General features: G+C 71.0%; 21 protein-coding genes and 1 tRNA gene. 12 read left to right on the top strand and 10 right to left on the bottom strand.

All coding sequences use genetic code 11. The annotated features are described in order from the left end of the window. The first annotated feature begins 135 nt into the window (after positions 1-135). The 6 genes from N787_RS12465 to N787_RS14490 all read left to right on the top strand — a co-directional run bounded on the left by N787_RS12465 (position 136) and on the right by N787_RS14490 (position 9,016). Positions 136-1,146 carry a class I fructose-bisphosphate aldolase gene (locus N787_RS12465; protein ID WP_034214660.1) on the top strand — a complete coding sequence of 337 codons (1,011 nt, stop codon included), beginning with the start codon at positions 136-138 and terminating at the stop codon, positions 1,144-1,146. Positions 1,147-1,479: 333 nt separating this feature from the next. Then, complete coding sequence (locus N787_RS12470; RefSeq protein ID WP_034214662.1) at positions 1,480-2,544, top strand: efflux RND transporter periplasmic adaptor subunit; 1,065 nt, start codon at positions 1,480-1,482, stop codon at positions 2,542-2,544. Between the two features lie 19 nt (positions 2,545-2,563). After that, positions 2,564-5,686 carry an efflux RND transporter permease subunit gene (locus N787_RS12475; protein ID WP_034214664.1) on the top strand — a complete coding sequence of 1,041 codons (3,123 nt, stop codon included), beginning with the start codon at positions 2,564-2,566 and terminating at the stop codon, positions 5,684-5,686. A 303-nt stretch (positions 5,687-5,989) separates the two neighbouring features. Further along, positions 5,990-6,856 carry a TrmH family RNA methyltransferase gene (locus N787_RS12480; protein WP_425387879.1) on the top strand — a complete coding sequence of 289 codons (867 nt, stop codon included), beginning with the start codon at positions 5,990-5,992 and terminating at the stop codon, positions 6,854-6,856. Positions 6,857-6,893: 37 nt separating this feature from the next. Then, positions 6,894-8,123: a M61 metallopeptidase family protein gene (locus tag N787_RS12485; RefSeq protein ID WP_034214667.1), complete on the top strand. Its 1,230-nt coding sequence runs from the start codon at positions 6,894-6,896 to the stop codon at positions 8,121-8,123. Beyond that, positions 8,120-9,016, top strand: a complete 897-nt coding sequence (locus tag N787_RS14490) for a class I SAM-dependent methyltransferase (protein ID WP_052575450.1) — start codon at positions 8,120-8,122, stop codon at positions 9,014-9,016. Before N787_RS12485 ends, N787_RS14490 begins: the two co-directional genes overlap by 4 nt. A 13-nt stretch (positions 9,017-9,029) precedes the next feature. Here the strand turns inward: N787_RS14490 and N787_RS12495 are convergent, their stop codons facing one another. From N787_RS12495 to N787_RS12510, 4 genes are all read right to left on the bottom strand, one after another. Then, positions 9,030-10,445, bottom strand: coding sequence for a M28 family peptidase (locus tag N787_RS12495; RefSeq protein ID WP_034214669.1), 1,416 nt, complete (start codon positions 10,443-10,445; stop codon positions 9,030-9,032). A gap of 61 nt (positions 10,446-10,506) precedes the next feature. Next, positions 10,507-10,920, bottom strand: coding sequence for a large-conductance mechanosensitive channel protein MscL (gene mscL / locus N787_RS12500; RefSeq protein WP_034214671.1), 414 nt, complete (start codon positions 10,918-10,920; stop codon positions 10,507-10,509). Between the two features lie 62 nt (positions 10,921-10,982). Next, positions 10,983-11,675 carry a fumarylacetoacetate hydrolase family protein gene (locus tag N787_RS12505; RefSeq protein WP_034214673.1) on the bottom strand — a complete coding sequence of 231 codons (693 nt, stop codon included), beginning with the start codon at positions 11,673-11,675 and terminating at the stop codon, positions 10,983-10,985. A gap of 81 nt (positions 11,676-11,756) precedes the next feature. Next, positions 11,757-12,023: a hypothetical protein gene (locus N787_RS12510; RefSeq protein ID WP_034214675.1), complete on the bottom strand. Its 267-nt coding sequence runs from the start codon at positions 12,021-12,023 to the stop codon at positions 11,757-11,759. 32 nt (positions 12,024-12,055) lie between these two features. Here N787_RS12510 and N787_RS12515 point away from each other — a divergent pair, with 32 nt between their 5' ends. After that, positions 12,056-12,391, top strand: coding sequence for a Rieske (2Fe-2S) protein (locus tag N787_RS12515; protein WP_034214677.1), 336 nt, complete (start codon positions 12,056-12,058; stop codon positions 12,389-12,391). On the opposite strand, the gene N787_RS12520 is transcribed toward N787_RS12515, so the two are convergent. The 4 genes from N787_RS12520 to thiS all read right to left on the bottom strand — a co-directional run bounded on the left by N787_RS12520 (position 12,388) and on the right by thiS (position 16,113). After that, entirely contained in the window at positions 12,388-14,226 is a 1,839-nt protein-coding gene (locus tag N787_RS12520; protein ID WP_034214680.1) for an SLC13 family permease, read from the bottom strand. The two genes, N787_RS12515 and N787_RS12520, sit on opposite strands and share 4 nt — an antisense overlap. A gap of 16 nt (positions 14,227-14,242) precedes the next feature. Continuing rightward, positions 14,243-14,950: a tRNA (guanosine(46)-N7)-methyltransferase TrmB gene (gene trmB / locus N787_RS12525; RefSeq protein ID WP_034214682.1), complete on the bottom strand. Its 708-nt coding sequence runs from the start codon at positions 14,948-14,950 to the stop codon at positions 14,243-14,245. A gap of 13 nt (positions 14,951-14,963) precedes the next feature. Further along, entirely contained in the window at positions 14,964-15,767 is an 804-nt protein-coding gene (locus tag N787_RS12530; protein WP_034214685.1) for a thiazole synthase, read from the bottom strand. A 145-nt stretch (positions 15,768-15,912) separates the two neighbouring features. Continuing rightward, positions 15,913-16,113: a sulfur carrier protein ThiS gene (gene thiS, locus N787_RS12535; RefSeq protein WP_034214688.1), complete on the bottom strand. Its 201-nt coding sequence runs from the start codon at positions 16,111-16,113 to the stop codon at positions 15,913-15,915. Positions 16,114-16,171: 58 nt separating this feature from the next. On the opposite strand from thiS, the gene N787_RS12540 reads away from it, so the two are divergent. The 5 genes from N787_RS12540 to N787_RS12560 all read left to right on the top strand — a co-directional run bounded on the left by N787_RS12540 (position 16,172) and on the right by N787_RS12560 (position 19,843). Next, positions 16,172-16,245 (top strand) — tRNA-Gly (locus N787_RS12540). A 37-nt stretch (positions 16,246-16,282) separates the two neighbouring features. Next, complete coding sequence (locus N787_RS12545) at positions 16,283-16,732, top strand: ATP-dependent zinc protease family protein (RefSeq protein ID WP_034214690.1); 450 nt, start codon at positions 16,283-16,285, stop codon at positions 16,730-16,732. Continuing rightward, entirely contained in the window at positions 16,729-17,661 is a 933-nt protein-coding gene (gene rimK / locus N787_RS12550; RefSeq protein WP_034214692.1) for a 30S ribosomal protein S6--L-glutamate ligase, read from the top strand. Before N787_RS12545 ends, rimK begins: the two co-directional genes overlap by 4 nt. A 213-nt stretch (positions 17,662-17,874) precedes the next feature. Further along, complete coding sequence (locus N787_RS12555) at positions 17,875-18,555, top strand: response regulator transcription factor (protein WP_034214694.1); 681 nt, start codon at positions 17,875-17,877, stop codon at positions 18,553-18,555. Positions 18,556-18,559: 4 nt separating this feature from the next. Then, entirely contained in the window at positions 18,560-19,843 is a 1,284-nt protein-coding gene (locus N787_RS12560; protein WP_034214697.1) for a sensor histidine kinase, read from the top strand. A gap of 175 nt (positions 19,844-20,018) precedes the next feature. Here N787_RS12560 and N787_RS12565 read toward each other — a convergent pair whose 3' ends face one another. After that, complete coding sequence (locus N787_RS12565) at positions 20,019-20,936, bottom strand: branched-chain amino acid transaminase (protein ID WP_034214699.1); 918 nt, start codon at positions 20,934-20,936, stop codon at positions 20,019-20,021. A 53-nt stretch (positions 20,937-20,989) separates the two neighbouring features. Further along, entirely contained in the window at positions 20,990-21,673 is a 684-nt protein-coding gene (locus tag N787_RS12570; protein WP_034214701.1) for a DUF4124 domain-containing protein, read from the bottom strand. Positions 21,674-21,679: the final 6 nt, after the last annotated feature.

Consider the following 21,679-nt stretch of genomic DNA (forward strand, 5'->3'; position numbering starts at 1 on the left):
GCTTCCTGTGGGAGGGACTTCAGTCCCGATGCTTTCCAGCCAGGAGCATCGGGACTGAAGTCCCTCCCACAGGGCTCCGGGGGAAGGGTTGGGCTATAATGCCGGCCCTCTCCAGCCAACCCCGGGAACCCGTCCATGAGCATCGACCAACTCGCCGAAATCGCCCAGGCCATGGTGGCCCCGGGCAAGGGCATCATCGCCATCGATGAGTCCACCGCCACCATCAAGAAGCGGTTCGACGGCGTCGGCATCGAGTGCACGGAGGAGAACCGCCGCGCCTACCGCGAGATGCTGCTGACCACCCCGAAGCTGGGTGACTACATCTCCGGCGCCATCCTGTACGACGAGACCCTGCGCCAGAGCACCAAGGCCGGCGTCCCGTTCACCAAGGTCATGATGGACAACGGCATCCTGCCGGGCATCAAGGTCGACCTCGGCGCCAAGCCGCTGGCCGGCTTCCCGGGCGAGCTGGTCACCGAGGGCCTGGACGGCCTGCGCGACCGCCTGAAGGAATACGCCAAGCTGGGCGCGAAGTTCGCCAAGTGGCGCGCCGTGATCACCATCGGCGAGGACGCGCCGTCGGGCACCTGCATCGAGGCCAACTGCCACGCCCTGGCCCGCTACGCCGCCCTGTGCCAGGAAGCCGGCATCGTGCCCATGGTCGAGCCGGAAGTGCTGATGGACGGCGAGCACGACATCGACACCTGCTACGAGATCACCGAGGTCACCCTGCGCTCGCTGTTCGGCGCGCTGTACGAGCACAACATCATGCTCGAGGGCACCATCCTGAAGGCGTCGATGGTCGTCTCCGGCAAGGACTGCCCGGAGCAGGCCAGCGTCGAGGAAGTCGCCGAGATGACCCTGCGCTGCCTGAAGTCGGCCGTGCCGGCGACCCTGCCGGGCATCGTGTTCCTGTCGGGCGGCCAGAGCGACGACGACGCCACCGCCCATCTGGACGCCATGAACCGCATGGGCGCCAAGCCCTGGCCGCTGAGCTTCAGCTACGGCCGCGCCATGCAGTCGGCCGCGCTGAAGCTGTGGTCCAAGGACCTCACCGGCAACATCGCCGCCGCCCAGCAGACGGTGTACGCCCGCGCCAAGGCCAACGGCCTGGCCGCGCTGGGCAAGTGGACCAAGGGCGCCTGAGCCCCGCGGCGGGCCCCCGGGCCCGCCCGCCACACCCTGTGGGAGGGACTTCAGTCCCGATGCTTTCCAGCGAAAGGCATCGGGACTGAAGTCCCTCCCACAGGTGTTTTCGGGGGTCGGCGTTGCGGGGGCGTCAACGCTTCGTGCCGGCGCGCGTTCCCCGTCGGATGGACCCGTTCGCGCCCCCGTGACGCCCCGGCCGTAGAATCCGGGGCGAGATCGTGCCTCCCGGCCGGTGCGCTGAACTTTCGCGCCGGGGCCGGGTCCAGACTGCACCCCGATACCGGCGCTGCGCCCCGCGCGCGGCGCCCGCCAGACCAAGGAACCCACCCGATGAAGCCGTTCCCGCGACTCCCGTTCGCCCTGCTGGTCGTCGCCCTGGCCCTGGCCGGCTGCGAGGCCGAGCAGGCCGCGCCGTCCGGCCCGCCGGCCGCCACCGTCACCGCCACCGACGTCGCGCTGCAGCCCTGGTCGGACACGCTCGAGGCCCTGGGCACCGCCCGCGCCAACGAGTCGGTGATGGTCACCGCCAAGGTCACCGAGACGGTGGTCAAGGTGAACTTCGAGGACGGCGACCTGGTCGAGGCCGGCGACGTGCTGGTGGACCTCTCGGGCCGCGTGGAAGTGGCCGGCCTGGCCGAGGCCGCCGCGGCCTACCGCGAGGCCCAGCAGCAGTACCAGCGCCAGCAGCAGCTGGCGGCGCAGAAGCTCATCCCCGCCGGCCAGCTAGACACCCAGCGCGCGGCGATGGAATCGGCCCGCGCCCGCCTCGACGGCACCCGCGCGCGGCTCTCCGACCGCGTCATCACCGCGCCCTTCGCCGGCGTGCTCGGCTTCCGCCAGGTCAGCCCCGGCACGCTGGTGACGCCGGGCACGGTGATCGCCAGCCTCGATGACGTCTCGGTCATCAAGCTCGACTTCGCGGTGCCCGAGGCCTTCCTGTCGGCCGTGTCCGCCGGCCAGGCCATCACCGCCGGCAGCGCCGCCTGGCCCGGCCGCGAGTTCAGCGGCGTGGTCACCACGGTGGACTCGCGCGTGGACCCCGTGACCCGCGCGGTCACCGTGCGCGCCGAACTGCCCAACCCCGAGCGCGAGCTGCGCCCGGGCATGCTGCTGACCGTCCGCCTGTTCCAGCCCGAGCGCCAAGCGCTGGTGATCCCGGAGATCGCGGTGATCCAGGTCGCGCAGCGCGCGCACGTGTTCCGGATGAAGGACGACGGCAGCGTCGAGCAGGTTTACGTGTCGCTCGGCCAGCGCCGCCGCGGCGAAGTGGAGGTGGTCGAGGGCCTCTCGGCCGGCGACCGCATCGTGGTGGACGGCGTGGTGAAGCTGCGAGACGGCGCCCGCGTCACCGAGGTCGCCGCCCCGGCGGCCGCCACCGCCGACAAGGCCGCCTGACGGCGTCCCGGAGCCCGCCATGATCCTCTCCGACGTCTCGATCAAGCGCCCGGTCTTCGCGACCGTGATGAGCCTGCTGCTGGTGGTGCTGGGCGTGATCGCCTTCACCCGGCTCACCCTGCGCGAGCTGCCCAACATCGACCCGCCGATCGTGTCGGTGGAGGTGGCCTACCCGGGGGCCTCGGCGGCAGTGGTGGAAACCCGCATCACCCAGATCCTCGAGGACGCCGTGGCCGGCATCGAGGGCATCGAGACGGTGGAGTCGCGCAGCCGCAACGGCCAGGGCCAGGTGACGCTGGAGTTCTCGCTCTCGCGCGACATCGAGGCCGCCGCCAACGACGTGCGCGACGCCATCAGCCGCATCGGCGACCGGCTGCCGCCCGAGGCCGACCCGCCGGAGATCGAGAAGGTCGAGTCCGACGCCGAGGTCATCCTCTGGCTGAACATGAACTCCTCGAACATGGACACGCTGGCGCTGAGCGACTACGCCGAGCGTTACGTGGTCGACCGCCTCTCGAGCATCGACGGCGTGGCCAACGTCCGCGTCGGCGGCCAGCAGCGCTACTCGATGCGCGTCTGGCTCGACCGCGAGGCCCTGGCCGCGCGCGGGCTCACCGTCAACGACGTCGAGAACGCGCTGCGCCGCGAGAACGTCGAGCTGCCCGCCGGCAGCATCGAATCGCAGGACCGCGACTTCACCCTGCGCGTGATGCGCAACTACGCCGAGGCCGAGGACTTCGCCCAGCTCACCCTGGCCAAGGGCGAGGACGGCTACCTGGTGCGCCTGGCCGACGTGGCCAAGGTCGAGCGCGCCTCCTCCGAGCGGCGCGCCTACTTCCGCGGCAACGGCCAGCCCAACATCGGCCTGGGCGTGGTCAAGACCTCCACCGCCAACAGCCTGGACGTGGCGCGCTCGGTGAAGGCGGCGCTGCCCGCCATCCAGGACACGCTGCCCGGCGGCACCGACATCTTCGTCGCCTTCGACAGCACCATCTTCATCGACGCCGCCGTGGACCGGGTGTACTGGACCCTGTTCGAGGCGGTGATCCTGGTGCTGGTCGTGATCTACCTGTTCCTGGGCAGCGTGCGCGCCGCGATCATCCCGGCGGTGACGGTGCCGATCTGCCTGATGACCGTGTTCATCGCGCTCTGGGCCTTCGGATTCACCATCAACCTGCTGACCCTGCTGGCCCTGGTGCTGTGCATCGGCCTGGTGGTGGACGACGCCATCGTGGTGCTGGAGAACGTGCAGCGCCGCGCCGACCTCGGCGAGCCGCCGCTGGTGGCCGCGCGCCGGGGCACGGCCCAGGTGGCGTTCGCGGTGATCGCGACCACGGCGGTGCTGGCGGCGGTGTTCCTGCCGGTGGGCTTCATCGAGGGCAATGCCGGCCGGCTGTTCCGCGAGCTGTCGGTGGCGATGGCGGCGGCGGTGCTGATCTCGGCCTTCGTGGCGCTGACGCTGACGCCGATGATGTGCTCGAAGCTGATCCGGGCGCATGACGAGCCGCGCGGCCTCAACAAGTGGGTGCAGGGCCACCTCGAGTCGCTGGGCCGCGGCTACCGCGGCGCGGTCGAGCGCACCGTCGGCCGGCCGCTGCTGATGGGCGGCGCCCTGCTGGGCTCGCTGGGCCTGGCCTGGTTCATGGTGCAGCTGATCCCGGTGGAGCTGACCCCGCCCGAGGACCGCGGCGCCTTCTTCATCAGCGTGGTCGGCCCCGAGGGCGCCGGCTACGACTACACCGTCAACCAGATGCAGGAGGTCGAGAAGCGCCTGTTCAAGTACGTGGGCGAGGGCCAGCCGATCGACCGCGCCAACACCCGCGTGCCGGGCGGCTTCGGGCCCGGCGGCGACATGCACACCGGCCAGGTGATCGCCCTGCTCAAGCCCTGGGACGAGCGCGACACCGGCACCGCCGAACTGGTGGAGAAGATCCGCGCCGAGATGGCCTCGCTGCCGGGCGTGCGCGCCAACCCGCAGGTGCGCTCCGGCCTGGTGCGCAGCGGCGGCCAGCCCTTGCAGGTCGTGCTCGGTGGCCCCGACTACGAGGAGCTGGCCGACTGGCGCGACCGCGTGCTCGCGCGCATGGAGGCCAACCCGCGCCTGTTCAGCGCCGACTCCGACTACAAGGAGACCCGCCCGCAGCTGCGCGTGGAGATCAACCGCCAGCGCGCCGCCGACCTCGGCGTGTCGGTGCAGGAAGTGGGCCGCACGCTCGAGACCATGATGGGCTCGCGCCGCGTCACCACCTACGTCGAGGACGGCGAGGAATACGACGTGATCCTGCAGGCCCAGCAGGAGGACCGCGGCTCGCCCTCCGACCTGGCCAACCTGTACGTGCGCTCCGCCACCACCGGCGAGCTGATCCCGCTGTCGAACCTGGTCACGCTGACCGAGCTGGCCGAGCCGGGCCAGTTCAACCGCTTCAACCGCCTGCGCGCGATCACGATCTCGGCCGGCCTGGCGCCGGACTACCCGCTGGGCGAGGCGCTGGCCTGGATGCAGCAGGTGATCGACGAGGAGCTGCCCGAGCGCGCCCAGATCGACTACAAGGGCGAGTCCCGCGAGTACCAGACCGCGGGCAGCGCGGTGCTGTTCACGATGGCGATGGCGCTGCTGGTGGTTTACCTGGTGCTGGCGGCGCAGTTCGAGAGCTTCCTGCACCCGGTGGTGATCATGCTGACGGTGCCGTTCGCGGTGCTGGGCGCGCTGATCGGCCTGTGGCTGTTCGGCAGTTCGCTCAACCTGTTCAGCCAGATCGGCATCGTGATGCTGGTGGGCCTGGCGGCCAAGAACGGCATCCTGATCGTCGAGTTCGCCAACCAGCTGCGCGACGAGGGCATGGCCATCCGCGCCGCCATCGTCGAGTCGGCGGCGGTGCGCATGCGGCCGATCCTGATGACCTCGATCGCGACCATCATGGGCGCGGTGCCGCTGGTCGTGGCCGGCGGTCCGGGCTCGGCCAGCCGCGCCACCATCGGCATCGTCATCATCACCGGCGTGGCGTTCTCGACCGTGCTGTCGCTGTTCGTGGTGCCGGCCTTCTACGCGCTCCTGGCGCCGTACACGCGCTCGCCGGAGGCGGTGGCGCGGACGCTGGAGAAGCTGGAGTCCGAGACCCCCGCCGTCGGGGGCCATGCCTGATGATCCGGCTTACGCCTGATCATCCCCACGATTCCTGACGGAATCGTGGGCCCCTAGGCGCTTTGCTTCCGATCCCCGCGCCTTCGGCGCGCCCCCTTACCAAGGGGGCTTTTCACTTGGGGGCATCCGGTAGACTTGGCGGGACTTTTTGGGGGCTGCGAGATGACTGACCGAAAGCCGCCGCAGGGCGATTCTCCTTATCGTGGACCGCCGCCGGGGAAGCCTCGGGACAAGCGGGAGCGGGAGCGTGATCGGCAGGTCCGTGGCCCGGCTGCGCCCGAGGCGGGAACGCGCCGGCCAGCCGTGGACGCGGGTTCCGGTCGGCGAACAGCGGCGCACGGAGGCGGTCCGCGTCGGCCGCCGTCGGCGGAGGCGCTGGCGCGCGAGGAGGCGGATGCGGAGCTGCTGCGCGGGACCGTCGCGGGGCCGCGGGCGCCGCGGGAGCAGCGCATCCATGGGTTGAATGCCTGCCTGGCGATGTTCGCGCGGCGGCCGGGGGACCTGCGCAAGGTGTGGCTGCTGGAGTCCCGGATTCCCGCCCTGAAGGCCGTGCTGGCGCACTGCGTGCAGCATCGGCTGGGCTACACCGTGGTCGGGGACGAGGACCTGCGCAAGCTCTCGGGCAGCGAGCACCACGAGGGCGTGGTGTTCGGCGCCGTGCCCGCGCCCGAGCAGAACCTGTCCGAATGGCTGCGCACGCTGCCGCCCGGGCCGCAGCTGGCGATCTGGCTCGACGGCGTCGGCAACCCGCACAATCTCGGCGCCATCCTGCGCTCGGCCGCGCATTTCGGCGCCGCCGGCCTGCTGCTGCCCAAGGACTCGTCGCTGGCGCTGTCCGGCGCCGCCGCCCGCGTCGCCGAGGGCGGTGCCGAGCAGGTGCCGCTGGTGCGCCTGGGCCGCGGCGACAACAGCCTCGCCCAGCTCGCCTCCGCGGGCTTCCAGGCGGTGGCGACGGTGGTGCGCGGGGGTGAGTCGCTGTACGGCGGCGCGCTGCCTGGCCGCCTGCTGCTGGTGATGGGCGCGGAGCAGTCCGGCCTCGACCCGGCGCTGGCCGCCGCCGCGGCCCGCCGCGTCGGCATCCCCGGCAGCGGCGCGGTCGAGAGCCTGAACGTCGCCTCCGCCACCGCCGTGTTCCTGGGCGAGTGGTGGCGGCAGCACCGCGCCGGCTGAATCCGGGGTTCATGGCGGACTTGGCATAATCGCGCGCATGACTAATTTCCGCTCCCTGCTGCTGGCCTTGCTGCTGTCGCTGCTGGCCACGCCCGCCGCCGCCGCGCGGCTGGACTACGACGTCGACTACACCGTGCAGTTCCTGCCTGCGGCAGGCGAGGCGGCGGTGACGATCCGCATCACCCCGGGCGAGGGCTCGGCGCGCCGGCTGCGGCTGCACATGCCCGAGGCGCGCTACTCGAACGTGCGCGGCGACGGCGACATCAGCCGCAAGGGCGACACCGTCACCTGGGTGCCGGCCCGCGACAAGGCCTCGCGCCTGCGCTTCCGCTACCGCATCAACCACGAACGCCGCGGCGGCGGCTACGACGCGCTGATGACCGAGGACTGGGTGATCGTGCGCGGCGACGACCTGGTGCCGCGCGCCGCGGTCAGCGCCACCAAGGGCGCCGACTCGCGGGCGCGCCTGCGCTTCATCCTGCCCAAGGGCTGGAGCAACGTGGACACGCCGTTCCGGCGCGCCAACAACGGCAAGTCCTTTGTCATCGTCAACCCGGAGCGCAACTTCGACCGCCCCACCGGCTGGATCATCGCCGGCTCGGTCGGCACCCGGCGCGAGGAGATCGAGGGCACCGAGATCAGCGTGGCCGGCCCCAAGGGCGACGTGATCCGCCGCAACGACATGCTGGCCTTCTTCAACTCGCTGGTGCCGGAATTCAAGCGCGCCTTCGGCGAGGTGCCGCGCAAGCTGCTGATCGTCAGCGCCGGCGACCCGATGTGGCGCGGCGGCCTGTCGGGCCCGCGCTCGCTGTTCCTGCACGCCGACCGGCCGCTGATCAGCGAGAACGGCACCAGCACGCTCACCCACGAGCTCACGCACGTGATCACCCGCATCCGCGGCGCCGAGGATGACGACTGGATCGCCGAGGGCCTGGCCGAGTTCTACTCGATCGAGCTGCTGCGCCGCGCCGGCCTGCTCAGCGATTCGCGCGCCGACAAGGCGCACGACTGGATGGCCAACCACGGCCGCGACATCAAGACCTTGTCCTCGAACCGCTCGCACGGCCCCCGCACCGCGCGCGCGGTGCAGCTGCTGCGCGCGCTCGACGCCGAGATCCGCCAGGCCACCCGCGGCAAGCGCAGCCTGGACGACGTGGTGCAGGCCCTGCTGCCGTTGCGCGAAGTCTCGCGCGAGGACCTGCGCAAACAGGCCGAGGCCGTGATCGGCCGTCCGGCGCGCGCGCTCGACACCGCGCTGCTCGAATGAGGCGGCTGCTCGCCCGCTGGCGCCGCCCGGCCGCGCCGGCCCGCGCGCTGGCCCCGCCGGATACCGACGCCTTCGCCTCGCTGGAGGAATGGCGCCAGGCCCCTGCCGGGACGTTGGCCTGCCGCGCCGCCAGGCATCGCCTGCAGCAGGAAGTCGGCGCCGCGGCCGGTGACGCCGGCTGGCCCGGCCGCTGCGGGCTCTGCGACCGCGACGTCGCCTTCGCGCTGTCCCCCGCGGCGCCGAACCTGCGCGAGGAGCTGGCCTGCCCGCACTGCCGCCTGACCGCCCGCAACCGCGCCGCGATGGCGCTGATGCTTGCGTTGCCCGACCCCGGCAACGCGCGCATCTACCTCACCGAACAGGCCTCGGCCGGCTTCGTCTGGCTGCAGTCGCGCCATCCCGGCGCGCTGGGCAGTGAGTTCGGGCTAGATCCGGCCACCCGTTCGCGATTGCAGGGCTGGTACGAACACCTCGGCGGCCGCGGCGCGCTGGTGGAGCGCGACGTCACCCGGCTGGATTTCGAAGACGGCCGTCTCGACGCCATCGGCAGCTACGACGTGCTCGAGCACGTGCCCGACTACCCCGCGGCCCTGCGCGAGTTCGCGCGCTGCCTGCGCCCCGGCGGTCGCCTGGTGCTGACCGTGCCCTTCCTCGAGGACAGCGAGGCCACCGTGGTGCGCGCGCGCCTGCGCGACGACGGCGAGGTCGAGCACCTGCTGCCGCCGGAGATCCACGGCGACCCCGTGGCCGGCGGCGTGCTCTGCTTCTACCACTTCGGCTGGGACCTGCTGGCGGCCTGCCGCGCGGCGGGCTTCCGCGAAGCCCGCTGGCACCAGGCCTGGCGGCCGGACCAGGGCCTGTTCGGGCTCTGGACCCTGGTGGCGCTGCGCTAGCGGCGCGCCGGCCTCACGGCGCGGCCTTCGCCGGCGCGCGCCCGAAGTCGACCTCGGTCTCGGCGGCCAGCCAGGCCAGCACGGCATAGGCCGCGACCTGCTGGTCGAGCGCCTTCGGGTCGATCTTGTCGAGGGTGTCGTTCGGCGTGTGGTGGTAGTCGAAGTAGTCGGTGCCGTCCTGCGCCAGCTGCGCCCACGTGGCGCCCTTGGCGACGATCGGGCCGACGTCCGGGCCCGGGCTGCCGACGCCGGCCTCGGTCACCACGCCCAGCGGCGCCAGCACCTCGCCGATCTTCTCGATCACCGGCCAGGCGGCCGGGTCGACGCCGGCGCGCAGCGCATACACGCGGCCGGCGCCGAAGTCGCTCTCGGCGCTGAGCTGGTGCGCGTCGATCTCGCCCGCGGCCTCGCGCGCCTCGGCGTAGGCCTTGCCGCCGTACAGGCCCTGTTCCTCGTTGGCGTAGGCGATCACGCGCACGGTGCGGCGCGGCGCCTGCGGCAGCTCGCCGATCAGCGCGCCCGCCGCCATCGTGATGCCGACGCCGGCGCCGTCGTCGATCGCGCCGGTGCCCTGGTCCCAGGAGTCGAGGTGGCCACCGAGGGTGACCACTTCGCCCGGCAGCTCGCGCCCGGTGATCTCGCCGATGACGTTGTGCGAGGTGTAGGCCTCGCGCGTCTCGGCCGAGAGGTCCAGGCGCAGCGTGACGGGCTGGCCGCGGCCGAGCATGTTCACCAGCAGGTCGGCGTCGGGGTTGGACAGCGCGGCGGCCGGGATGCGCGGCACGTCCGGCAGATAGCGCATGGTGCCGGTGTGGGCGAAGCGGTCGTTGCTGGTGCCGATCGAGCGGATCACGATGGCCACGGCGCCCTTGCGCGCCGCTTCCACCGCGCCATTGCTGCGCGCACCCACCGCCGGGCCGTAGCCGCGGCCGTCCTTGAAGCGGACCATGCGGTTGGAGATGAAGGCGATCTTGCCGGCCAGGCTGCCCTCGGGCGCGGCCTTGAGCGCGTCGAGGTTGGCGAACTCCGCCACCTCGGCGTCCAGCGGCTTCTCACCCGTGCCGATGCTGCCGCCCAGCGCCGTGACCACCAGCGGCTGCGGGAAGGGCGCCAGCACCTCGGCGCGCTCGCGTTGGCGCAGCCAGACCGGGAAGGTGACCGGCTCGAGGTAGACCTTGTCGAAGCCCATCGCCCGGAACTTGGCCTCGGCCCAGCGCACCGCGCGCGCATCGGCCTCGGTGCCGGCCAGGCGCGGGCCGACCTCGGTGGTCAGCGACTCCACCACTGACCAGGCGGCGCTGCCGGCCATCGCCTTCCCGCGGAGCGACTCGGCCACCGCGAGGTCGCCGGCATCGAGCCCGGTGCCGTCGGCGGCAAGGGCAGGGCCGGCGAGCAGGGCGGCGGCGAGGAGGGTCTGGGTGAGTCGCATTCGGTGTCTCCGTCAGCAGGACGCCGGCCACGGGGGCCGGCGTCGGTGGGGTTTTCCTGGTTCAGCGCTTGAGCGCGTCGCGGATCTCGGTCAGCAGCTTGACCTCGGCGCTGGGCTCGGCCGGCGCCGCGGGCGCGGCCTCTTCCTTGCGCTTGAGCGAGTTGATCACCTTCACCGCCACGAAGATCGCGAAGGCGATGATCAGGAAATCAACGATGGTCTGGATGAAGGCGCCGTACTTGATCATCACCGCGGCCACTTCCGCGCCGGCGGCATCGACGCTGGCCGGCTTGAGCTCGAAGGCCAGGTCGCTGAAGTTGACGCCGCCGACCACGTAGCCGATGGCCGGCATGATGATGTCGTTGACCAGCGAGGCAACGATCTTGCCGAACGCGGCACCGATCACCACGCCCACGGCGAGGTCGACCACGTTGCCGCGCATTGCGAATTCCTTGAACTCCGAAACCATGCCCATGCGTTCTCTCCCCGTTCGATGGATGGCGTTGCCGCCCCCGTAATCTACACCGGACGCGCCGCTCAGGCGATATCGCCCTCGAGCACCAGCAAGCCTTCGACCTCGGCGCGGAAGCGGTCGCCCGGCACCAGCGCGGCCACGCCCGCCGGCGTGCCCATGAAGACCAGGTCGCCGGCCTTGAGCGCGTAGAGCTTGGAAAGTTCGTGCAGCACTTCGGCCACCGTGAAGACCATGGTGTCGAGCGGCGCCTGCTGCCGCAGCTCGCCGTTGACGCGAAGCGACAGGGTGCGCGCGAAGACATCGCCGGCGGCGGCCACCGGCACCAGCTCGCTGGCCGGCGCGGAGTGGTCGAAGCCCTTGGCAGTGTCCCAGGGCAGGCCCTTGGCCTTTGCGTTGGCCTGCAGGTCGCGGCGCGTGAGGTCGAGGCCGACGCCGTAGCCGAATACCAGCGCGGGCGCGTCGTCGACGGAGGTGACGCCGTTGGCATCGCGGCCCAGCGCCACCACCAGCTCCACTTCGTGGTGCAGGTCGCGGGTGCCGGGCGGGTAGGGCACGCGGCCGCCGCCGGCGACGACGGCATCGCCGGGTTTCATGAAGAACACCGGGTTGCCGCGGTCCACCGTCGCGCCCATTTCCCTGGCGTGGTCGGCGAAGTTGCGGCCCACGCAGTAGATGCGGCGCACGGGGAACACGGCCTCGCTGCCGCGCACGGGCAGGGTGGTCGGGGCGGGAACGGGGATCACGGTGGCGGTCATGGCGCGGCTCCGGAAGGACCGGCCAAGTTTAACGTCGCGACGGGTGTGCGGACCGGGAAGACGGTCCGGGTTCCGATGGGCTCAGCGCAGGCCGAGCGGGGTGCCGGCCTTGCGGACTTCGACGAACTCGCCTTCGATGACACCGGCCTCGGCGCGGGCCTTGGCGGCCGTGGGGCGCATCAGGCGGCGCACCGCCGCGAACAGCAGCATGCCCAGCCCCACCACCAGCCCGACGGCGACCAGCACCAGCAGCAGCGCGAGGCCAAGCACGCCCACCAGCAGCTTGAGCAGCGGGCTGCGGGGCTTGCTGGGGCAGTAGCTGAAGAATCGTTGGGCGCGGAAGAGCATGGGGGGCGTGGCAGAATGCTGGGAGACGGAGTATGGCGAGGGCGGATGTGAAAAGTGTAAGCGGTTCGTTAATCCGGCTGCCCGTGCTGCCGCCCGAGGGGCTGTCGGAAACCGAGGTCGAGATCGACGGCGAGCCGCAGTCGCTGGTGCTGCGCCGCCACGGCGACCAGCTCAAGGCCTGGCTCAACATCTGCCCGCACGCCGGCCGCCGCCTGGACTGGGCGCCGGGTCGCTTCCTCGTGGACCAGGGCCGCCTGGTGTGCGCCGCGCACGGCGCCAGCTTCGAGATGGAGCACGGGCAGTGCGTCGCTGGTCCGTGCAAGGGTGCGTCGCTGGTCGCCGTCGCGGTGACCGTGGACGCCGCCTAGAACATCAGGTTGATGACGAGCAGCACGACGCCCAGGTAGACCAGCGTCAGCGGCGCGCCGATGCGCCACAAATCGCGCGGGCGATAGCCGGCCGGGCCGGTCACCATCGCCAGCACCGGGTTGGACACGCTCAGGAAATTGTTCGAGGCCGACAGCGCCACCACCAGCGCGAACGCCACCGGGTTGCCGCCGACCGCCAGCGCGATGTTGATCGCCATCGGCACCATCACCACGGTGGCGCCGACATTCCCGATCACCAGGGTGAAGGCGGTGGCCAGCAGGCCGACCGCGGCCTCCAGCACCCACACCGGCACGTCCGGCCCGATGCGGTCGAGGATCACCTGGGCCACCCAGCTCGCGGCGCCGGTGGAATCCATCGCCCAGCCCAGCGGGATCAGGCAGGCCATCAGGAACACGGTCTTCCAGCTCACCGCCGAATAGGCCTCGTCCATGTTCAGCACGCCGGCCAGCATCATCGCGGCGGCGCCGGTCATCAGCGCGATCGGCACCGGCACCAGGGTGGTCAGCGCCAGCGTCATCGCGCCGGCGAACACGCCCAGCGCCCACCAGAATTTCTGCGGCCGCTGCTCGCCCTTGGGGTAGTCGGTGACGACCACGAAGTCGCGGCTCTCGCTGGCCTGCGCCAGGTCGGTCCAGATGCTGTGGAAGACCAGCATGTCGCCCGCCTTGAGCGGCATGCGCCGGATGTCCTCGCGCCAGACCTGGTTCTCGCGGTTGATCGCCAGCAGGCTGATGCCGAAGCGCTTGCGCAGCTGCAGCTGGGCCTGGGTCTTGCCGAGGAAGGAGGACGTGGGCGGGATCACCGCCTCGGAGATGCCGGAGCGGCTGGGGTTGAACAGGTCGGCGAAGTTGCGCAGGCGCGCCGACATGCGCAGCAGGTTCTTCTGCGCGTAGTCCTGGATCGCTTCGCGCGGACCCATCACGCCCAGCACGCTGCCGACCCAGATCATCTGGTCGGCCGGCGGCGCCAGCCGCGACTCGTTGCCGCTGAGCAGGGCCAGCAGCAGCGGCGCGTCGCGCTGCGCCTCGGCCTCGCCGACCGACATGCCGACCAGCGGGCTCTCGGCGGTGACGCTGAGTTCGAACACGTCGCCCTCGATGCCGTAGGCGCTGGCGAAATAGCTTTGCGTGCGGCTGGGCGCGACGCTCTTGTCCTCGCCCTTGCCCAGCATGCGCGGCCCGCGCCAGCGGAAATAGGCCAGGCCCACCAGCAGCAGCGCCACGCCGATCGGCAGCGGCCCGAACATCGGCAGCGGCTCGAGCGTGGCGGCGCCGGAGGGCAGGTTGCGGTTGGCGGCCACCAGCAGGTCGTTGAGCAGCATCAGCGGCGAGCTGCCGATCATGGTGAGGCCGCCGCCCATCACGATCGCGGCGGCGACCGGCAGCAGCAGGCGGGACAGGCTGATGCCGGAACGACCCGACACGCGCGAGACCACCGGCAGGAACAGCGCCATCACCGACGGGTTCTGCATGAAGCCCGAGATCACGCCGGCCATGGTCGAGGTGAGGAAGATCAGCCGCTCCTCCATGCCCTTGGAGACGCGCAGCAGCCACACCGCCAGCCGGTTCAGCGCGCCGGTCCGGTCCAGGCCGGCGCCAAGGATCATGGTGGCGATCACGCTGATCACCGCGTTGCCCGAGAAGCCGTTGAACAGCTGGTTGGCCGGCACCAGCCCGGTCAGGCCCAGCACCACCAGCACCACCAGCGCGGTCGCGTCGGCGCGGATGCGCTCGATCATGAACATGGTGATCGTGAAGCCAACCAGCCCCAGCACGAGCATCATGTCGCGGGTGAGGGTGAGGCCGGTCTCCATGCGCGTGCGGTCGCCCCTAGGTCCGGTCGTACAGCAGGTCCCAGACGCCGTGGCCCAGCTTCAGGCCGCGGGTCTCGAAGTGCGTTTGCCGCCGCCAGTCGGGCCGCGGCGCGGTGCCGCGCGGGCCGGCGCGATTGCGCAGGCGCGGCTCGGCGTCGAGCACGTCCCACAGGTGTTCGGCGTAGTTCTCCCAGTCGGTGGCCAGGTGCAGCAGGCCGCCGGGCTTGAGCCGGTCGCAGAGCAGCGCCACGAACTCCGGCTGCACCAGCCGCCGCTTGTGGTGCCGCTTCTTGTGCCACGGGTCGGGGAAATAGATGCGCACCTCGTCGAGCGAGGCGGGGGCGACTTCATGCTGCAGCACTTCGACCGCGTCGTGCTGGTACACGCGCAGGTTGCGCAGGCCCTCGGCCGCGGCGGCATTGAGCAGGCGGCCGACGCCGGGGCCGTGCACCTCGATGCCGATGAAGTCGCGCCCGGTTTCGCGGGCGGCGGCGAACAGCAGCTGCTCGCCGTTGCCGAAGCCGATCTCGACCACGCGCGGCGCGTGGCGGCCGAACACGGCGTCGAAGTCGCGCGGCTCGCCGCGGTAGTGCAGGCCCAGTGCCGGCCAGTGCAGGTCGAAGGCGCGCTTCTGCGCCTCGGTCTGGCGGCCCTGCCGCAGCACGAAGCTGCGGATCGGGCGGTGCCGGCTGGCGGCTTCGGCTTGGTCGGGGCTGTCGCTCATCCCGCCGCCGGCCTCAGAGGAAGTGGCCGTCGAGCGGCGAGGAGGCGTTGGCGTTGCGCTTCTTCGGGATGCGGCCGGCCAGGAAGGCCTCGCGGCCGGCTTCCACGGCCTTGCGCATCGCGCTGGCCATCAGGATCGGATCGCGGGCGCCGGCGATGGCGGTGTTCATCAGCACGCCGTCGCAGCCCAGCTCCATCGCGATCGCGGCATCCGAGGCGGTGCCGACGCCGGCGTCCACCAGCACGGGCACTTTGGCGTTCTCGACGATCTCGAGGATGGACCAGCGGTTCTGCACGCCCAGGCCCGAGCCGATCGGCGCGGCCAGCGGCATCACCGCCACGCAGCCGATTTCCTCGAGGCGCTTGGCGATGATCGGGTCGTCGGAGGTGTAGACCATCACCTCGAAGCCTTCGGCGACCAGGGTTTCGGCGGCCTTGAGCGTCTGCACCACGTCCGGGTAGAGCGTGCGCGCATCGCCCAGCACCTCGAGCTTGACCAGGCGGTGGCCGTCGAGCAGCTCGCGCGCCAGGCGGCAGGTGCGCACCGCGTCCTCGGCGGTGTAGCAGCCGGCGGTGTTGGGCAGCAGGGTGTAGCGATCGGGCGGCAGCACGTCGAGCAGGTTCGGCGCGTTGGGATCCTGGCCGAGGTTGCTGCGGCGGATGGCGACGGTGACGATCTCGGCGCCGGCGGCCTCGGTGGCCAGGCGGGTCTGCTCGAAATCGGCGAACTTGCCGGTGCCCGTGAGCAGGCGCGAGCGGTAGGTCTTGCCGGCGATCACCAGCGGATCGGCGGGCGAGGGGGATTCGGGGCGATTCATGCCCGGATTATGGCCCGATTGCGGGTCCGCGTTAACCCTTTCTTAATCCCGCATTCACCGTGGGAGACCCCTGTAGGAGGGACTTCAGTCCCGAAGCCCTTCGTCGAAAAGCTTCGGGACTGAAGTCCCTCCTACAGGGCCAGGACTAGCCGCCGCCTATCGCGTGGATGATTTCCACCCGGTCGCCGTTGGCCAGCAGGTGGCTGGCGTGCTGGCTGCGCGGCACGACGTCGAGGTTGACCTCGACCGCGACCTTGCGGCCGGCGTAACCGGCGGCGTCGAGCAGGGCGGCGAGGGTGGTGCCCGCTTCGATCTCGCGGGGCTGGCCATTGAGCTGGATTTGCATGGCCCGGATTTTATCGCGTTGCGGGCGCCCGCGGCGCTCGCCATAATCGCCGCCAGACGCGGGTGTAGCTCAATGGTAGAGCTGTTGCTTCCCAAGCAACTGACGAGGGTTCGATTCCCTTCACCCGCTCCATCCCGCTGCCCCGGCCCTGCGCCATCCTGGAGGACACATGCCGCACCCCGTCCCCCTGGGCTGGCGTGAGTGGCTGTCCCTGCCTGACCTGGGCATCGTCGCGGTGCGCGCCAAGGTCGACACCGGCGCCCGCTCCTCCGCCCTGCACGTGCTCGACCAGGAAAGCTTCCGTCGCGACGGCGCCGAGTACGTGCGCTTCGTGCTCGACACCGGCGTGCACGGCCAGGGGCCGCAGCCGGCCGAGGCGCGGGTGATCGACCGGCGCCGCGTCACCGACTCCGGCGGCCACGTCACCGAGCGGCCCTTCATCCTCACCCGGCTGTGCCTGGCGGGGCAGGAATGGGAGGCGGAAGTGAACCTGACACATCGCCGGAACATGCTCTTCCCCATGCTGCTTGGCCGCACCGCGCTGGCCGGGCGATTCCTGGTCGACCCGGCCAGCTCCTTCCTGCAGGGCGACCGGCCCGAAGGCCAGCCCCCGCCGTGAAACTCGCCATCCTCTCCCGCAACGCAAAGCTCTACTCGACCCAGCGCCTGGTCGAGGCCGGCCGCCAGCGCGGCCACGTGGTGCGCGTGCTCGACCCGCTGCGCTGCTACATGCAGATCGCGCCGGGCCAGTTCCTGATGCGCTACAAGGGCAAGCCGCTCAACGGCATCGACGCGGTGATCCCGCGCATCGGTGCCTCGGTGACGCGTTACGGCAGCGCCGTGCTGCGCCAGTTCGAGCTGATGGGCACCCACACGCCCAACGGCTCCGACGCCATCCTGCGCGCCCGCGACAAGCTGCGCTGCCACCAGATGCTGGCCGGCGAGGGCCTGGGTCTGCCGCTCACGGTGTTCGGCGACAACCCCGACGACACCACCGACCTGCTGGGCATGCTCGGCAAGCCGCCGCACGTGATCAAGCTCAACGAGGGCACCCAAGGCGCCGGCGTGATCCTGGCCGAGAACGCGGCCGCCTCGCGCAGCGTGGTCGAGGCCTTCCGCGGCCTGTACGCCAACTTCCTGGTGCAGGAGTTCATCGCCGAGGCCAAGGGCGCCGACCTGCGCTGCTTCGTGGTCGGCGACCAGGTGGTCGCGGCCATGCGCCGCCAGGCCGGGGACGGCGAGTTCCGGTCCAACCTGCACCGGGGCGGCAAGGCCAGCCCGGTCAGGCTCAACGAGGATGAGATCGCCACCGCCCTGCGCGCGGCCCGGGTGATGGGGCTGGGCGTTGCAGGCGTGGATCTTCTGCGCTCAAAACGGGGTCCATTGGTGTTGGAAGTGAACTCCAGCCCCGGTCTGGAGGGCATTGAAGGCGCCACCGGGGTGGACGTGGCGGGCGCCATCGTCGACTTCGTGGCCGCCGGAGTCCGGCCCCGGCCGAAGGCGCCCCGGAAGGCGCCGGCCCGGGCCCGGAAATTAACCAAAGCCTGAGCCAGATTTAACGACTCTTTAATGCCTCCCGGCCTAGCCTTGCGGGGCCGGTAAACCTGCTGGGAACTCCTCGTCAGACGCACCATCCAAGGATTACGGCAATCGGGGCAGTAGCAACCTTTCGGCCCGGGCTGGCGCCTTCGAGCGTCCCCGGGCCTTTTTCTTTTATCCTGCGCCAAGCACGGGGCCGCCTGCCCTGGAAGAAGTGACCGCATGCGAATCCTGGTCGTCGAGGACAACCGAGACATCGCCGCGAACCTGGGGGACTACCTCGAGGACCGCGGCCACACGGTCGACTACGCCGCCGATGGCGTCACCGGCCTGCACCTGGCGGTGGTGAACGACTTCGACGCGATCGTGCTCGACCTCAACCTGCCCGGCATGGATGGCCTGGAGGTCTGCCGCAAGCTGCGCCAGGAAGGCCGCAAGCAGACGCCGGTGCTGATGCTCACCGCGCGCGACTCGCTGGACAACAAGCTCGAGGGCTTCGAGTCCGGCGCCGACGACTACCTGGTCAAGCCCTTCGCCCTGCAGGAAGTGGAGGCGCGCCTGGCCGTGCTGGCCCGCCGCGGCAAGGCCGCGCAGCCGCGCGTGCTGCAGGTGGCCGACCTGGAATACAACCTCGACACGCTGGAGGTGCGCCGTGGCGGCAAGCTGCTGCAGCTCAACCCGACGGCGCTGAAGATCCTGCAGTCGCTGATGGAGGCCTCGCCCTCGGTGGTGACGCGCCAGGAGCTCGAGACCCGGGTCTGGGGCGAGGAGCTGCCGGACAGCGATTCGCTGCGCGTCCACATCCACGGCCTGCGCGCCGCGGTGGACAAACCCTTCGACAAGGCGCTGGTGCAGACCCGCCACGGCATCGGCTACCGGATCGCCGACCCCGAGGCGAGCTGAGCGCATGCGCTACCGGCGTAGGCTTCGCAGCCGGATCATCCTGTCCTTCTTCCTGTTCGGCCTCGGGCTGACGGGCCTGTTCGCCGCGGCCACGGTGCTGCTGCGCGAGCGGCTGGAGGACCAGCTGATCGGCGAGGCGCTGTTCGAGAACGTCACCGACTACGCCGACGCGTTCTACGTGAACCCGGAAAGCACCAACTTCCGGTTCGAGAAGATCTGGGGCATCACCTACAGCAAGCGCCGCTTCGGCAACGTGCCCTTCAATTGGCGCGACCTGCCCGAGGGCGTGCATGAGATCACCGACCGCGACGAAAACGGCCGCCCGCGCATCTACAAGCTGGCGGTGAAGAAGGACGAGGAGTACTGGTTCTTCCTCAGCTACGACATCGCCCAGGAGCGCGCCAGCCAGAAGCAGCTGTCGTACGCGCTGGTGGGCGTGGTGTTCGTGTTTTCGCTGCTGTCGCTGGTGATCGGCTTCTGGTCGTCCAAGCGCGTGATCAGCCCGCTGACCGAGCTGGCCCGGCGCGTGCGCGCCCTGGCCGGCAGCGAGCGGCCCGAGAAGCTGGCCCCGCACTTCGCCGACGACGAGGTCGGCCAGCTGGCGGCGGTGCTGGACGATTACGCCGAGCAGATGACCTCGCTGGTGCGGCGCGACCGCGAGTTCAACTCCGACGTCAGCCACGAGCTGCGCACGCCGCTGGCGGTGATCCGGGGCGCCACCGAGCTGCTGCTGGCCAAGCCCGACCTGCCCGACAAGACCCGCCAGCGCCTGCAGCGCATCGAGCGCGCGGCAATCCAGAGCACCGACCTGACCACGGCGCTGCTGCTGCTCTCGCGCAACGAGCGCGGCATCGGCCACACCTTGCTGCTGAAGCTGTGCGAGCAGTTGGCCGACGCCAGCCGCACCCAGTTGGGCGGCAAGCCGGTGGACGTGGTGGTGGAAGGCGATCCCTGGGCGGCGGTGGACGCGCCCGAGGCGGTGCTGTCGGTGGCGCTTGGCAACCTGATCGGCAATGCCTGCAAGTACACCAACGAGGGCGAGGTGCGCATCATCGTCGAGGCCGACCAGGTCCGCATCGAGGACACCGGCCCGGGCCTGAGCGAGGAAGACGCGGCGCGCCTGTTCGAACGCGGCTACCGCGGCTCCGGCGCCGGCGGCACGGTCGGCGGCGGCATCGGCCTCTCCATCGTCCGCCGCCTCTGCGAACTCTACGACTGGCAGGTCTCCATCGCCCCCCGCCCCGAACACGGCGCCGTGGCGGTGCTGCGATTCACCGCTAGTCCGTAGTGGTTTTTGCCACGGATTTACACGGATAAACCACGGACGCTCACGGGTAGAGCGAAATCATTTTGAGTGGGTTGTCGCGGAGTCGATCAATCCTGCGACAAACCAACCCTTGAAGGCGTTTTCACCATCCGTGAGCGTCCGTGGTTTATCCGTGTAAATCCGTGGCCAACCTTTGCTACACGTACTCGAGCCAGCCGTGGTCGTCGGCGGTGCGGCCGTCGAAGAGGCCGAAGTAGAGGTCCTGGATGCGCCGCGTGAGGTCGCCCGGCTTGCCGGTGCCGACCTGGCGGCCGTCCACCGAGCGGATCGGGGTGATCTCGGCCGCGGTGCCGCACATGAAGAGCTCGTCGCACAGGTAGAGGTATTCGCGCGGGATGTCGCGCTCGACCACTTCGATGCCGCGGGCCTTGGCCAGGGTGATGATGGTGTTGCGGGTGATGCCGTTGAGCAGCGCCGCGCTGACCGGCGTGGTGTGCAGGGCGCCGTCCATCACCAGGAACAGGTTCTCGCCGGCGCCTTCGCTGAGCAGGCCGGTGGAGGCGAGCGCGATGCCCTCGCCGAAGCCGAGGCGCCGCGCCTCGCGCGCCACCAGCTGGCCGCTGAGGTAGTTGCCACCGGCCTTCGCGCCCGCGGGGATGGTGTTGGGTGCGAAGCGCTGCCAGCTCGAGACGCAGGCGTCGATGCCGGCTTCCAGCACGTCGGGACCCAGGTACGGGCCCATGTGCCAGGCGGCGATGGCGAGGTCGGTGGGCGTGTCGGCCGAGAGGCCGAAGCCGCCGAGGCCGCGGTAGGCGATCGGACGCAGGTAGGCGCGCTCGAGTTTGTTCGCGGTGATGACGTCGCGGCAGGCCTGGGCCAGGGTGGGCACGTCGTAGGGCATCGGCATGTCGTAGATCTTGGCCGAGGCGTACAGGCGCTTGAGGTGGTCGGTGAGGCGGAAGATCGCCTGGCCCTTGGGCGTGGCGTAGCTGCGGATGCCCTCGAACACCGACGAACCGTAGTGCAGGCCGTGCGCCATGACGTGCACGGTGGCCTCGGCCCAGGGCTTGATGCGGCCGTTGTGCCAGATGTGTTCGGGGTACTGCATCGCCATGGCGGACTCCTGCGGGGAAGCGCGCAGTTTATCCGTTCGGCCGGACGCCCGCGTCAGAGCTCCAGCCACCAGCAGCCGACGTGGCGCTGCAGGCGGAAGCGGGTACTGCGGCTGCCGGCGTCGGCCGCGCCCGCCATCTGCTCGACGTCCAGCCCCACGGGGCGCGGCCCCGGCGCGGGCGCCGGAACGGGGTCAGGTTCACTTCCCGTGGCCATACTGGCGGTGTCTGTTTGGGAAACTGGCCCCGCTCCCCGGGACCTTTCCGGCGCCGGGTTCGGCAAGCCGGATGCGGGGTCAGGTTCCGAACCTGACCCCGGGCCGAAAGCGAGCAGGGGGTCGGCGAGGACTGCCTCGGCCGGATAGGCCAGGGACACCGCGACCAGCGGCCGATGGGCGATGGCCTCGAGTTCATCCATCACTTGCCGGGCGCCGCGGGTCCCGGTGCCGGCCCAGTGGTAGTAACTCGCGAGTCGGTTCACGTCGCGGGCCTCGAGCGAGGTGCGCACGCCGAGCAGCAGGGCGTCGGCGGTGCGGGCGCAGCCGCGGGGCGCGAAGCCGGGCGAATACGAGCCCGGGGCCGGCGCAGGCGCGCCCTTGGGCACGGCATCCACGCTGGCGCAGGGGCGGTCGGTGAAGACGGTGTTGCCCTGCGCGTCGGTGCAGCGCTTCACGCCCTGGGCCGCGGCGGGCGCGGGCAGGGCGAGGAGGGCCATCAAGGCGGGCAGCAGCAGGCGCATGCCCGG

Origin of the sequence: Arenimonas metalli CF5-1 (assembly GCF_000747155.1) — a bacterium.
GTDB lineage: Bacteria > Pseudomonadota > Gammaproteobacteria > Xanthomonadales > Xanthomonadaceae > Arenimonas > Arenimonas metalli.

Bases quoted from the DNA above. Each gene is read 5' to 3' on its own strand.
- N787_RS12475 (WP_034214664.1), top strand. From the start codon at position 2,564: ATGATCCTCTCCGACGTCTCGATCAAGCGCCCGGTCTTCGCGACCGTG.
- thiS (WP_034214688.1), bottom strand. From the start codon at position 16,113: ATGCAAATCCAGCTCAATGGCCAGCCCCGCGAGATCGAAGCGGGCACC.
- N787_RS12485 (WP_034214667.1), top strand. From the start codon at position 6,894: ATGACTAATTTCCGCTCCCTGCTGCTGGCCTTGCTGCTGTCGCTGCTG.
- N787_RS12510 (WP_034214675.1), bottom strand. From the start codon at position 12,023: ATGCTCTTCCGCGCCCAACGATTCTTCAGCTACTGCCCCAGCAAGCCC.
- N787_RS14490 (WP_052575450.1), top strand. From the start codon at position 8,120: ATGAGGCGGCTGCTCGCCCGCTGGCGCCGCCCGGCCGCGCCGGCCCGC.
- N787_RS12565 (WP_034214699.1), bottom strand. From the start codon at position 20,936: ATGGCGATGCAGTACCCCGAACACATCTGGCACAACGGCCGCATCAAG.
- N787_RS12530 (WP_034214685.1), bottom strand. From the start codon at position 15,767: ATGAATCGCCCCGAATCCCCCTCGCCCGCCGATCCGCTGGTGATCGCC.
- N787_RS12470 (WP_034214662.1), top strand. From the start codon at position 1,480: ATGAAGCCGTTCCCGCGACTCCCGTTCGCCCTGCTGGTCGTCGCCCTG.
- N787_RS12515 (WP_034214677.1), top strand. From the start codon at position 12,056: ATGGCGAGGGCGGATGTGAAAAGTGTAAGCGGTTCGTTAATCCGGCTG.
- trmB (WP_034214682.1), bottom strand. From the start codon at position 14,950: ATGAGCGACAGCCCCGACCAAGCCGAAGCCGCCAGCCGGCACCGCCCG.
- N787_RS12560 (WP_034214697.1), top strand. From the start codon at position 18,560: ATGCGCTACCGGCGTAGGCTTCGCAGCCGGATCATCCTGTCCTTCTTC.
- N787_RS12570 (WP_034214701.1), bottom strand. From the start codon at position 21,673: ATGCGCCTGCTGCTGCCCGCCTTGATGGCCCTCCTCGCCCTGCCCGCG.
- N787_RS12545 (WP_034214690.1), top strand. From the start codon at position 16,283: ATGCCGCACCCCGTCCCCCTGGGCTGGCGTGAGTGGCTGTCCCTGCCT.
- N787_RS12555 (WP_034214694.1), top strand. From the start codon at position 17,875: ATGCGAATCCTGGTCGTCGAGGACAACCGAGACATCGCCGCGAACCTG.
- N787_RS12465 (WP_034214660.1), top strand. From the start codon at position 136: ATGAGCATCGACCAACTCGCCGAAATCGCCCAGGCCATGGTGGCCCCG.
- N787_RS12505 (WP_034214673.1), bottom strand. From the start codon at position 11,675: ATGACCGCCACCGTGATCCCCGTTCCCGCCCCGACCACCCTGCCCGTG.
- N787_RS12495 (WP_034214669.1), bottom strand. From the start codon at position 10,445: ATGCGACTCACCCAGACCCTCCTCGCCGCCGCCCTGCTCGCCGGCCCT.
- N787_RS12520 (WP_034214680.1), bottom strand. From the start codon at position 14,226: ATGGAGACCGGCCTCACCCTCACCCGCGACATGATGCTCGTGCTGGGG.
- mscL (WP_034214671.1), bottom strand. From the start codon at position 10,920: ATGGGCATGGTTTCGGAGTTCAAGGAATTCGCAATGCGCGGCAACGTG.